Here is an 11895-nt window from a genome sequence, read left to right on the forward strand (position 1 = left end):
GATCGTCCCGTCAGCCCTGCTGGAACATCTCCGCGGGCAGCGGCTTGAGCAGCCGGTACAGATCGTCGGTGATCGGCCGGTCCCAGCTGGCGATGGTGACGAGGACGCCGTCGCTGCGGTCGAACTGGGCGCAGGAGATCCGGCCTTCGGACAGCTTGATCCGGCGCACGATGAGGAGGTTGTCGTCGTGCATGACCGGGGTGTCCTCGGTGTCCACGACGTGGACCGGCTCCTCGTTGCCGAGGGCGGCCAGCAGCTGGGTCACCTCGAACGGGGCCTGGTCCTCGGCCACCTCGCGGGCCGGGGAGCCCTCGGGCAGATTCCCGATGATCATCGCCGGGCCGCGGCCGCCGAACAGGTCGTAGCGCAGGAAGACGCCCTGGCAGGTGCCGTCCGGGGCGGGCAGCAGCCCCGCGCCAAGATCGCCGGGCCAGTCCCCCGGGTCCATGGCCAGGACGTCGAAGTCCGGCCCGGTGGGCGTGGCAGCGCTGCGGCGGCGGAGGAAGGACATGCGGACATGGTACGTGGCCCGCGACCGGTTCCCCTGCCCGGGAGCACCGTCCTTCCCGCCCCGAGAACCCCCCGCTCCCGGCGCCGTGGATCCGGTCACCAGGCCGCCGCCGGGCTCAGTCGCCGGGTGCCCCGGGTCCGGTCGGCAGGGCGCCGCGGGTCCGGTCGGGGCGGGGGGTGCCGAGGAGGGTGGCGAGGCCGCCCCGGTCGGTGCCGACCTTGCGGTAGACGCCGGACAGCAGCCGGGCCACCTCGCGCTCGGCGAGGCCCATCTCCTCGCCGATCCGGTCGTCCGGCCAGCCCTCGGCGGCCCGCTCGGCGACGGCCTGCTCCTGCGAGGTGAGCGGGCTGGTGTGGTCGACCCGCAGCTGCATGGGGCGGAGCCCGGCGGCGGACAGCTCGTCGCGGGCCCGGGAGGCGAGGCTGTCCGCGCCGCACTGGACCGCGCCCTCCAGCCCGCGGTAGAGCCGGTCCCCGGCCTCCTGGGGCAGGCCGACGCGGCGCAGCGCGGCGCCGTGGTCGACCAGCGCCACGGCCAGGTCGTACGCGGACGGCGAGCGCTCCAGATGGCTGACGGCCTCGGCCAGCAGCTTGATCCGCTCCGAGCCCTGGGCCACGGCGGCTGCGCTGTGCAGCGCCCGGCCGATGGCCGAGTGGGTGCCGAACTGGCGGGCGCGGCGCACCGCGTCGTCGGCGACCTCGGCGGCCTGGCGGGGGTCGGTCAGCGCGAGGGCCTGGGCCATGTGGAGCTGCCAGGGGCACCAGACGGGGTTGCGCATGCCGCGGCCGTCCATCCGACGGCCGACCTCGGCGAGCTGCTGCCGGGCCTCGCCGTGCAGGTTGGAGGCGAGCAGCAGTTCGCCGCGGACGGTGGGCACGTCGGGGCAGAGCACGGCCTGCGGAAGGATCTCGCCGCCGTGGCCGGCCGCGAACTCCTGCGCCTCCCGGATCCGGCCGCGGCTGATCAGGGTTTCGATGAGGGTGCCGACGGCGGTCCAGTGCGCGGGGGTGGAGGAGCCGACGAGGTCCGCGATGCGCATGCCCTCGCGGGCCAGTTCCTCCGCTTCGACGAGGGCTCCGCGGCGCAGCCGGGCGTATCCGAGGAGGGTGATGCCGAACGCCAGGTGGGATCCGCGCCAGCCCTTGCGCTCGCATTCCGCTATGCCGGTGTTGAACAGCGCCTCGGCGCGTCCGGGCTGGTCGCAGTGGAGGAAGATCAGGGCGACCAGGATCGGCACCTCGAAGCCCCAGTCGTCGTCGGTCCAGCTCAGGCCGTCGCCCAGGGCCTCTTCGGCGTAGTGAAGGGCGGTGGCCGCCGGTTCTCCGCGCGTCATCGCGTCCCAGGCGCGCAGGCCCAGCAGATAGCGCTCGGCCATGCCGCGGCCGGTGAGGTGGTCGGCCAGCCGGGCGAGGCGGCGGGAGCGGGCGGGGGACTCCTTCTCGTCGGCGCGGAACATGTTCCACATGAACTGTTCGGCCTGCATCCGCAGCCGGGCGCGGGCGCTGGTGGCCCGGCCCACCTCGGCCGCGACGACCTGCGCGGCCTCCTCCATGCGGCCGCTGTAACCGTACGCCTGGGCGAGCCGGTAGGTGATCGCTTCGCGCAGGTCGGAGCCGAGACCGGGCTCCTCCAGGGCGGCCAGTAAATGGTTGACGGTGACGGAGGGCTCGGTGAGCTGGGCGGAGCAGCCCAGCTCGTACAGGACGGCGGCGCGCTCCTCCGGGGCGGGCGGCTCGCGCAGGGCGCGGGCGAGGCAGCGGCGCCCGGCGTCGGGGGCGCCGGCCCGCAGATACTCCCGGGCCGCCTCCCTGAGGTGGCGCACCACCCAGGAGTCGCCCTCGGGGTGCATCTCCAGCAGATGGCGTCCGGCGGCCGCGGAGCCCAGGCCCGCGGCGAGCACCACGGAGGCGGCCTGGCCGTGCATGGCCACGCGCAGGGCGCCGGGGATCGCCTGGTAGACGGCGGTGGCGATGAGCGGGTGGAGGAATTCCAGCGGCTGGGCGCCGCGGGCGCCCTGCCGCGGCGGGGCGAGGATGCGGGCGTCCGCGAGCCGCGCCACCTGCTCGGTGGTCTCGGTCTCGCTGAGCCCGGCGACGTTGGCGGCGGCGACCAGCTCGCGCAGCGCGCTGAGGTTCACCGTCTGCGGTTTCAGGTCGCGGTCGCGGACCTTGGCGGTCAGCTCGACGACCTCGAAGGGGTTGCCGCCGGTCACCGCCCAGCACTCGCGGCAGAACGCCTCGTCGGCCTCCTCGCCGAGGACGTCCCGCACGATCCTGCCGACCCCGGCCGGGGTGAGCGGGGCGAGCACGTGCGGCCGCGAGCCCTGCCGCTCGGTGAGACCGCGGACCGCGGCGGCGTCGGCGGTCAGGTCCTCCGGGCGGTAGCCGACGGCGATCAGCAGGGGCAGGTCCACGGCGCGGGCGGCGAACCGGATGAGCCAGTCCAGGGATTCGAGGTCGGCCCAGTGGACGTCGTCCAGGATCATCACGACCGGGGCGTGCTCCACCGCGAACCGGGTGACCAGCCAGTCCAGGCCGTCGCGCACGCCCTGCGGGTCGGGTGAGCCGCCGCTTCCGGAGACCACCAGGCCCACGGCGGGCGCGACGATGTCGTACCAGCTGCCCAGGATTCTGCGGTGCTCCTCCTCGCCGGTCGTCGCGAGCACGGGCTGGAAGAGCTGCCGTACGACGTGGAACGCGGCGCCCTGCTCGTGCTCGCCGCCGCGCGCCGACATCACGGTGCAGCCGCGGTGGGCGGCCCGGCGGCGCATCTCGCCGAGCACCGCGGTCTTGCCGACGCCGCCCGGTCCGGCGAAGGCGATCACTCCGCCGGTGCGGGTGCCGGACGGATCACCGGGATCGGATCCGCACAGATCGGTCAACGCGACGTCGACCGCCGCGAGTTCCGCCTCCCGCTCCAGCAGTGCCCGACGTGTCCGGTCCTGCCGGCCCATCATGTCCGCCACGTTTCGTTCCCCTTCGGCACGTAACGCCGAGCGTAGCCCGTCTGGCACGCTCCGTAGCCCGGTATGCGGGTTTTTCCTTCTGGCATTGCCATTGGCACACGCCAATTCAACTCTTGCTCTATCGATGGCACGTTCACCGCGCGAGGATGACCGGATTCATCGGGTCGGCTCGTCGCCGCGGGGGCTTGTGGTATGGGCGGCATGGCCTTCCCCGGAACCGAAGGGGGGCGATACCGCCATGAACACGACGTACACGACCACCTCGCGCCCGCAGGCCCGGCACGCGGCGCTGCTGAGCCGGGCGGCCCTGCTCGACTTTCCGGCCTCGGCCGACCCCAGCCCCGGAACCGGGGCCGCCAGAGTGCACACCGTCCAATGGCTGTCGCGGTACGGCGTGTTCGGGGCCGGCGGCGCGGTCGCCGAGTACGACGCGCTCCGCTTCGACCTGCTGACAGGTCTGTTCTACCCCCGGACGACCGGTGCGGAGCTGGACGTCGGCAACGATCTCATCGGCTGGTACTTCGTCTTCGACGATCAGTTCGACGGCGAACTCGGGTGCCGCCCGGAGGCGGTGGCCCGGATGGTGCGGGACGTCATACGGGTCACCGAGGAGCCGGACGACGCGCCGGGCCGGGGCGGCGGGCCCCTGCTGGAGAGCTTCCGCGATCTGTGGCGGCGCATCCACGCGGGCCGGCCGCCGGTATGGCGGGAACGCTTCCGCCACCACTGGCTGGAGTATCTGCACTCCTACCACCGCGAGGCGCTGGACCGCACCGGCGCGCAGGGGCCCCCGCCCTCGGTGGACGCGGTCCTCGCGCTGCGCCGCCACTCGATCGGCGTGCAGCCGTGCCTGGACCTCGGCGAGCGCTTCGGCGGCTACGCCCTGCCCGCCGCGCTGCACGGCGGCCATCCGCTGGCCCGGATGCGGGAGGCCACGGACGACGTGGTGGTCTTCACCAACGACATCGCCTCCCTGGACAAGGAGCTGGCCGCCGGGGACGTCCACAACACCGTCATCGTCCGCCACCAGCGGCACGGCGGCACCCTGGAGGACGCGGTCGAGCACATCGCGGGCCTCGCCAACGCGCGCTACCGCTGGTTCGAGCAGACCGCGGAGAGGCTGCCGCGGCTGCTCGCCGAGGCGGGCGCGGGGGCGGAACTGCGCCGGGACGTGGACCACTACGTGGACGGAATGCGCCACGTGATGTGCGGCAACCTGGGCTGGTCCCTGCGGACGGCCCGCTACGACGAGCGGGGCATAGCGGCGGTCAGCGACGGCCGCCAACGACCGTGGGCCGGACTCAGCGCCCCCGGTCCCGCCTGACCGGGTCCGCTACGCACGAACGGCCCGCCGCGGCGGGCCGTTCGGGTATCAAGGGCACGTGGACGACACACTCGACCTGTGGAAGGCGGGGCTGGCCGAGGCCCCCGACGAGATCTGGCGGCGTACCGGCCTGCGCGTCCTGATCCTGGCCGACAACGACCTCACCCGTCTCCCGCCCGCCCTCGGACGGCTGCGGCGGCTGCACACGCTGGACCTCGGCCACAACCGGCTCGCCGAGATCCCGGAGGAGATCGGCGAGCTGTCGGGGCTGACCCGCTGCCTCTATCTGCACGACAACCGGCTCACCCGGCTGCCACGTTCGCTCGGCCGGCTCGAACGGCTGGGCTATCTCAACGTCGGCGAGAACCCGCTCGGCCGGTTGCCGGAGGAACTGGGCGGCATGGCGGGACTGGTGGAGCTGCGCGCCCAGCACGCCGGACTGACCGAGCTGCCGGGCTCGATCGGACAGCTCGGCGGCTTGCGGGAGCTGTGGCTGCGCGGCAACCGGATCACCGCCCTGCCCGCCGGGGTGTCCGCGCTCGGTCAGCTGCGCCGGCTGGAGCTGCGGGAGAACGCGCTGACCGGCGTACCCGGGCCGCTGCGGGGGCTTCCGCGGCTGCGCCAACTCGATCTGCGTGGCAACGGGATCCGGACGCTCCCCGGCTGGCTGACCGAGTTGCCCGCCCTGGAGAAGCTCGACCTGCGCTGGAACCCGCTCGACGACGGTGTCGATGACGGCCCGGCCGTCCGGGCGCTCGTCGAGCGGGGCTGCGTCGTGCTCAGGTGAAGCCGCGGCGGGCTGACGCTCAGGTGAGGTCGAACTCGCCCTCGCGCGCTCCCAGGACGAAGGCGCGCCATTCGGCGGGGGTGAAGATCAGGGCCGGGCCTTCGGGACGGCCGCCGTGGCGCATCGCGATGAAGCCCTCGACGAAGGCGATCTCGACATCGCCCACCCCCTGGCTGCTCGACTGCCACTGGGCGCCCGTGAGGTCGAGGTCGGGCTTCTCGCCGTTGCCCCTGAGCGGCTGTGCGGTCGTGGTGGTGTCTGCCACGTGTCGGCTCCTCCCGGATCGTCGTCCCGGCCCCACCCTAGCGATCGCGGCCGGTGCCGGACAGGCCACGAAAGGAGGATGTGAGCTGTCCGGCGGACGTCGTCCGGGTGCACGGTTCATGTTGTGGGAGGGGCCGCCCCGACCACCCACATGGCGAAGAACTGCGAGCCGCCGCCGTAGGCGTGGCCGAGTGCCGTGCGGGCCCCCTCGACCTGGTGCTCGCCCGCCAGGCCGCGGACCTGGAGGGCCGCTTCGGCGAAGCGGAGCATGCCGGAGGCGCCGATGGGGTTGGTGGACAGCACCCCGCCCGAGGGGTTGACGGGCAGCTCTCCGCCGATCTCGGTCACCCCGGACTCGGTGAGCTTCCAGCCCTCCCCCTCGGCCGCGAAGCCCAGGTTCTCCAGCCACATCGGCTCGTACCAGCTGAACGGAACGTACATCTCGACCGCGTCGATCTCGCGGCGCGGGTCGGTGATCCCGGCCTGCCGGTAGACGTCGGCGGCGCAGTCGCGCCCGGCCCGGGGCGAGACGCAGTCCTTGCCCGCGAAGAGCGTCGGCTCGCTGCGCATGGCGCCGCCGTGCATCCAGGCGGGTGGCCGGGGGGCGCGGGCGGCGCCGGTGCGGTCGGTGAGCACCATGGCGCACGCGCCGTCGGAGGAGGGGCAGGTCTCGGAGTAGCGGATGGGGTCCCACAGCATCGGCGAGGACCGCACCTGCTCCAGCGTCAGATCGTGTTCGTGGAGGTGGGCGTAGGGGTTGCGCAGGGCGTTGCGGCGGTCCTTGTAGGCGACGAGCGCGCCGATGGCCGGGGGCGCGCCGGTGCGCCGCATGTACGCGCGGACGTGGGGCGCGAAGAATCCGCCGGCCCCGGCCAGCAGCGGCTGCTGGAAGGGCACGGGCAGGGAGAGCCCCCACATGGCGTTGGACTCGGACTGCTTCTCGAACGCCAGGGTGAGCACGGTGCGGTGGACGCGGGCGGCGACCAGGTTGGCGGCGACGAGCGCGGTGGATCCGCCGACCGAGCCCGCGGTGTGCACGCGCAGCATGGGTTTGCCGACCGCGCCGAGCGCGTCGGCGAGGTACAGCTCGGGCATCATGACGCCCTCGAAGAAGTCGGGCGCCTTGCCGATGACCACGGCGTCGATGTCGGCCCAGGTCAGCTCGGCGTCGTCGAGGGCCCGTACGGCGGCCTCCCGGACCAGCCCGGCCAGGGAGACGTCGCGCCGGGCGGCGGTGTGCTTGGTCTGGCCGACGCCGACGACGGCCACCGGTTCCTTGCTCACTGAACGGCTCACCGGACGTCCCCTTCCAGGACGGCGACCAGGTTCTGTTGCAGGCAGGGGCCGGAGGTTGCGTGGGCCAGCGCCCGGTCGCTCGCGCCGCGGTGGATGGCGGCGGCGGCCTCGCCGAGCCGGATGAGTCCGGCGGCCATCATGGGGTGGGCGGCCGGTGCCCCGCCGGAGGGGTTGACGCGGACGCCGTCGCCCAGGTCCAGTTCGCGGCGCAGGATGATCTCCTGCGAGGTGAAGGGGGCGTGGAGTTCGGCGAGGTCGGCGGGCGCCTCGAAGGCCCCGGCGCGGGTCGCGGCGAGCCGGGTCGACGGGGAGCGGGTGAGGTCCCGTACGCCCAGGGAGTGCGGTTCGATGCGGTGGTCCATGCCGCGGATCCAGGCGGGGCGGGCGCACAGCCGCCGCGCGGTGTCCCCGGCGGCGAGCACCACGGCGGCGGCGCCGTCGCCGATGGGCGGGCAGTCGTGGCGGCGCAGCGGCCGCACCAGGTACGGGGCTTCGAGGAGGGCGGCGGGCGGGGCGGAGCCGGTCACCTGGGCGTGCGGGTTGTCCGCGGCGGCGGTGCGGCCGCGCGCGGCGACCTCGGCGAGGGCACGCTCGTCGGTGTCGCCCGCGTCGAGGAGGGCCTGGGCCTGGAGGGCGGCCAGGGAGACCGAGTCGGGCCACAGGGGCGCGACGTAGTACGGGTCGAGCTGGCGGGTCAGGACCTCGGGCAGATCGCCGGGCGAGGACTTGCCGTAGGAGTAGACGAGCGCGGTGTCGGCCTCGCCGGTGAGCAGCTTGACCCAGGCCTCGTACAGCGCCCAGGCGCCGTCCATCTCGACGTGGGACTCGGAGATGGGCGGCCAGGCGCCGACGCCGTCCAGCGCCATGGTGAAGGAGAAGGCGCGGCCGGCGAGGTAGTCGGAGGAGCCGGAGCAGGTGAAGCCGATCTCGCCGGCGCGCAGGCCGACCGCGTCGAGCACCTGGTGGAGGACGGGCATCAGCATCTCGACCTCGGAGACCTCCGCGCTGGTGCGCCGGGTTCCGCTCTGCCCGAAGGCGACGATGGCGACGTCTCGCATCTACAACAGCTCCTTGTAGGTGTCGTAGTCGGCGTCGGGTTCGCCGGTGGGCCGGTAGTGGTCGGGGTAGCGGCCGCCCTCGGTCCATACGGGCGTGACCCGCAGCCCCATCCGCACCTGGTCGTACGGGATGCCGCCGATGCGGCCGTGGAGGGCGAGGTCGGCGCCGTCGAGGGCGATGTGGGCGTAGACGTACGGCACTTCGATGTCGAGGTTGCGGGCCTTGATGTTGACGATGCAGAAGGTGGTGACGGTGCCGCCCGGTCCGACCTCGACCTGTTCGTCGGTGGCGACGCCGCAAGTGGGGCAGGCGCCGCGGGGCGGTACGTACACCTTGCGGCAGGACGGGCAGCGCTCGGCGAGCGTCTTCCGCCCGGCGAGGGCGGCGAGGTAGCGGGACTGGGCGCGGCCGGGGGCGTAGGTGTAGTCGAGGCGGGCGGGGGCGACGATGCCGGTGACGGGGTCGTCGAACTGCCCGCCGTGCGGGGCGGGTTCGGGGACGTGCGCGGCGTCGGCGGCATCGTCGGCGTCATACGGTTCGAAGCAGGCGATGTCGGTGATGGCACCCTCGCGCTCCCCGGCCCAGCGGGCCCGTACCCGCATGCCGGTGCGCACGGCCTCCGGCCCCGGCGCGTCGAGGGCGTGCAGCAAGGCGGTGTCGGCACCGTCGAGCCGTACCAGCGCCCAGGCGAAGGGGGTGGTCAGGGGCTGGCCGCGGCGCGGGGCCGGGTTCCAGGCCCAGGTGGTGACGGTGCCGGTGGGGGCGACCTGGACGAGGTCGCGCAGTTCGCCGGCGGTGACCGGGTCGTATTCGACGGGCGGGACGAGCACCCGGCCGTCGGAGGTCCGTACGCCGAGCACGGTGCGCTCGCGCAGGCCCGTGAGGAAGGCGCTCTGGACGGGGCCGAGGGAGCGGGTGAAGGGGAACTCGACGACCAGAGGGGCCTGCAGCACCTCGGGGGCGGGAGCCGGTGTCATGGGGGCGTCTCCTTCTGCGGCCGGTGACATGGGGGTGGCGGATCAGGCCCGGCGGTAGACCGGCGGGCGTTTCTCCGCGAAGGCCTTCGATCCCTCTTTGGCGTCGGCGGTGTCGAAGATCGGCCAGCCGCGTTCGAGTTCGGACGCGAGGCCGTCGGTTTCGGTCATCTCGGCGGTGTCGTAGACGGATGCCTTGACCGCCTCGACGGCGAGCGGGCCGTTGGCGTTGATGAGTTCGGCGATCTCCAGGGCCTTCCTCAGCGCGGTCCCGTCGGGCACGACATGGCCGATCAGCCCGATCCGCTGGGCCTCCTCGGCGGGGTAGGGGCGGCCGGTGAGCAGCATCTCCAGGGCGTGGGTGCGCGGCACCTGGCGGGCCAGCCGCACCGTGGAGCCGCCGATGGGGAAGAGCCCGCGCCGGACCTCGTACAGCCCGAAGGTCGCGCCGCGGCCCGCCACCCGGATGTCGGTGCCCTGCAGGATCTCGGTGCCGCCCGCGACGCAGTGGCCCTCGACGGCGGCGATCACCGGTTTGCGCGGCCGGTGGTGGCGGAGCATGGCCTTCCAGTGGAGGTCGGGGTCGGCCTTGAGCCGGTCCCGGTGGTGCTGTCCCGCCATCCGGCCGCCGCCCGCGAGCGCCTTGAGGTCCATCCCGGCGCAGAAGACGCCGCCGGCGCCGGTGAGCACGACAGACCGTACGGAGTCGTCCTCGTCGGCCTCGATCCAGCCGTCGTACAGCCCGACCAGCATGGGCAGCGAGAGCGCGTTCTTGGCCTCTGGCCGGTTGAGCGTGAGCACCAGCGTGGCGCCTATGCGCTCGACGATGAGGTGTTCGGTCCCGTGCGGCACGGCAGTCCTCCCGTCTCAGACCTAGAACAGGTTGCAGGAGGGCGGGAGCGACTTCAAGAGAAATCTGATGCCCAGTCAGATTTCTTCGGCGCGGCCCTTCCCACCTCTCCCCCGCGGTGCTGTCATGAGCGCCGAGCCCGCCCGATGTCAGGTCAGGAGGAGCCGTGGAGTACAACCTTGCCGACCTGTTCGAGTCGATCGTGGACACCGTGCCCGGCAGAGAGGCGCTGGTGTACGCGGACCACCCGGGCACCGGAGCCGAGCGGCGGCTGACCTACGCCCAGCTCGACGCCGCCGCCAACCGGCTCGCCCACCACCTCCGGAGCAGCGGCATCGCGCCGGGCGAACACGTGGGTCTCCACCTCTGCAACGGCGTGGAGTACCTGCAGACCGTCCTCGCCTGCCTGAAGATCCGGGCCGTGCCGGTGAACGTCAACTACCGCTACGTGGAGGACGAGCTGGTCTACCTCTACCGCGACGCCGATCTGGCCGCCCTGGTCTACGACGCCGAGTTCGGCGACCGGGTGGCCGCGGCGCTGCCGCGTACGGACGTCCTGCGCCATCTCGTCCAGGTCGGCGACGGGGCGGGGGCGCCGGGGGCCGTCCCGTTCGCCGAGGCCGAGGCGTCGGGCTCCGACGCGCGCGGCTTCCCGCCCCGCTCCCCGGACGACCGCTTCATCATCTACACCGGCGGCACCACCGGCATGCCCAAGGGCGTGGTGTGGCGGCAGGAGGACCTCTTCTTCTCCGGGCTCGGCGGCGGCGCGCCGACCGGCATCCCGGTCGGCCGTCCCGAGGAGCTGGCCGAGCGGGTGGCCGCCTCCGGCGACGGCCTGGTCTTCTTCCCCACCGCGCCGCTGATGCACGGCACCTCGACCCTCACGGCGTTCATCGGGCTCAACTTCGGCCAGAAGGTGGTCCTGCACCGGAAGTTCGTGCCCGAGGAGGTGCTGAGGACGATCGAGAAGGAGAAGGTCAGTACGGTCTCCCTGGTCGGCGACGCGATGCTGCGCCCCCTGGTGGACGCCCTCAGCGGCCCCCTGAAGGACATCGACCTGTCCCCGCTGCTCAGCGTCAGCAGCTCCGGGGCGATCCTCTCGGACACCGTGCGCGCCCAGTTCACCGCGCTCGCACCGCACACCCTGCTGCTCAACAACTTCGGCTCCTCGGAGTCCGGGTTCAACGGCACCGCCACCGCGGACTCGGGCCCCGAGAAGGGGTTCCGGGTCAGCGTCCACACCCGTACGACGGTGGTCGACCCGGCGACCCACCGGCCCGTGGCGCCCGGCGAACCGGGCCGGATCGCCCAGCGCGGCCATGTGCCGCTCGGCTACTACAACGACCCGAAGAAGTCCGCCGAGACCTTCTTCGAGGCGGACGGCGAACGCTGGGTGCTGCTCGGCGACATGGGAACGGTCGACGAGGACGGCGTGATCACGGTCCTCGGCCGGGGCTCCCAGTGCATCAACACCGGCGGCGAGAAGGTGTACCCGGAGGAGGTGGAACAGGCCCTGAAGGCCCATCCGGACGTGTACGACGCGCTGGTGGCGGGCGTCCCGGACGAGCGCTGGGGCAACCGGGTCGCGGCCGTCGTCCAGCCCCGGGAGGGGGCCGGAGCGCTCACGGCCGACGCGGTGCGGGACCACTGCCGCGGCCGGCTCGCCGGGTACAAGATCCCCCGTACGGTCGTCTTCACCGACCACATCCAGCGCTCCCCCAGCGGCAAGGCGGACTACCGCTGGGCCCGCGCGGTCGCGGCCGAAGAGCGCTAGTGACCTGAGTCGGAGATTCGGTGGCAGTAGGCGGCCACTTTGTCGAGGATCTCGTCGGCTGTCTTCGTCCAGACGAACGGTCGCGGGTGTT

At 73.3% G+C, this 11895-nt stretch carries 10 protein-coding genes; 3 read left to right on the forward strand and 7 right to left on the reverse strand.

Features of this window, described 5'->3' with window-relative positions:
- Nucleotides 1-10: 10 nt before the first annotated feature.
- Both ABZ562_RS38665 and ABZ562_RS38670 read right to left on the reverse strand, forming a co-directional pair.
- Nucleotides 11-511, reverse strand: coding sequence for a hypothetical protein (locus tag ABZ562_RS38665; protein ID WP_361489412.1), 501 nt, complete (start codon nt 509-511; stop codon nt 11-13).
- Between the two features lie 115 nt (nt 512-626).
- A complete protein-coding gene (locus ABZ562_RS38670) occupies nt 627-3467 on the reverse strand; it encodes an AAA family ATPase (RefSeq protein WP_361489431.1) in 2841 nt (946 codons plus the stop codon).
- A gap of 247 nt (nt 3468-3714) precedes the next feature.
- Here ABZ562_RS38670 and ABZ562_RS38675 point away from each other — a divergent pair, with 247 nt between their 5' ends.
- Both ABZ562_RS38675 and ABZ562_RS38680 read left to right on the forward strand, forming a co-directional pair.
- Entirely contained in the window at nt 3715-4800 is a 1086-nt protein-coding gene (locus ABZ562_RS38675; protein WP_361489413.1) for an isoafricanol synthase, read from the forward strand.
- A 58-nt stretch (nt 4801-4858) separates the two neighbouring features.
- The gene (locus ABZ562_RS38680) at nt 4859-5587 is read left to right on the forward strand and encodes a leucine-rich repeat domain-containing protein (protein ID WP_361489416.1); all 729 of its coding nucleotides are present in this window, start codon (nt 4859-4861) and stop codon (nt 5585-5587) included.
- A gap of 19 nt (nt 5588-5606) precedes the next feature.
- On the opposite strand, the gene ABZ562_RS38685 is transcribed toward ABZ562_RS38680, so the two are convergent.
- The 5 genes from ABZ562_RS38685 to ABZ562_RS38705 form a co-directional block, all read right to left on the reverse strand.
- Nucleotides 5607-5852 (reverse strand): DUF397 domain-containing protein, encoded by a 246-nt coding sequence (locus tag ABZ562_RS38685; RefSeq protein ID WP_361489419.1) that lies wholly within the window; start codon nt 5850-5852, stop codon nt 5607-5609.
- Between the two features lie 116 nt (nt 5853-5968).
- Entirely contained in the window at nt 5969-7135 is a 1167-nt protein-coding gene (locus ABZ562_RS38690; RefSeq protein ID WP_361489434.1) for a thiolase domain-containing protein, read from the reverse strand.
- Nucleotides 7136-7143: 8 nt separating this feature from the next.
- Nucleotides 7144-8205 carry a thiolase domain-containing protein gene (locus ABZ562_RS38695; RefSeq protein ID WP_361489421.1) on the reverse strand — a complete coding sequence of 354 codons (1062 nt, stop codon included), beginning with the start codon at nt 8203-8205 and terminating at the stop codon, nt 7144-7146.
- On the reverse strand, nt 8206-9183 hold the full coding sequence (locus ABZ562_RS38700; RefSeq protein ID WP_361489424.1) for an OB-fold domain-containing protein: 978 nt from the start codon (nt 9181-9183) through the stop codon (nt 8206-8208).
- A gap of 42 nt (nt 9184-9225) precedes the next feature.
- Nucleotides 9226-10032 carry a crotonase/enoyl-CoA hydratase family protein gene (locus tag ABZ562_RS38705; protein WP_361489427.1) on the reverse strand — a complete coding sequence of 269 codons (807 nt, stop codon included), beginning with the start codon at nt 10030-10032 and terminating at the stop codon, nt 9226-9228.
- 164 nt (nt 10033-10196) lie between these two features.
- Here ABZ562_RS38705 and ABZ562_RS38710 point away from each other — a divergent pair, with 164 nt between their 5' ends.
- On the forward strand, nt 10197-11804 hold the full coding sequence (locus tag ABZ562_RS38710) for an acyl-CoA synthetase (RefSeq protein ID WP_361489429.1): 1608 nt from the start codon (nt 10197-10199) through the stop codon (nt 11802-11804).
- Nucleotides 11805-11895: the final 91 nt, after the last annotated feature.

The organism is Streptomyces sp. NPDC019937 (genome assembly GCF_040631655.1).
Classification (GTDB): Bacteria; Actinomycetota; Actinomycetes; order Streptomycetales; family Streptomycetaceae; genus Streptomyces.

What these genes read in the sequence shown, in the direction of transcription:
- ABZ562_RS38695 (WP_361489421.1), bottom strand. Translation starts at nt 8,205, where the DNA reads ATGCGAGACGTCGCCATCGTCGCCTTCGGGCAGAGCGGAACCCGGCGC.
- ABZ562_RS38665 (WP_361489412.1), bottom strand. Translation starts at nt 511, where the DNA reads ATGTCCTTCCTCCGCCGCCGCAGCGCTGCCACGCCCACCGGGCCGGAC.
- ABZ562_RS38675 (WP_361489413.1), top strand. Translation starts at nt 3,715, where the DNA reads ATGAACACGACGTACACGACCACCTCGCGCCCGCAGGCCCGGCACGCG.
- ABZ562_RS38700 (WP_361489424.1), bottom strand. Translation starts at nt 9,183, where the DNA reads ATGACACCGGCTCCCGCCCCCGAGGTGCTGCAGGCCCCTCTGGTCGTC.
- ABZ562_RS38670 (WP_361489431.1), bottom strand. Translation starts at nt 3,467, where the DNA reads ATGATGGGCCGGCAGGACCGGACACGTCGGGCACTGCTGGAGCGGGAG.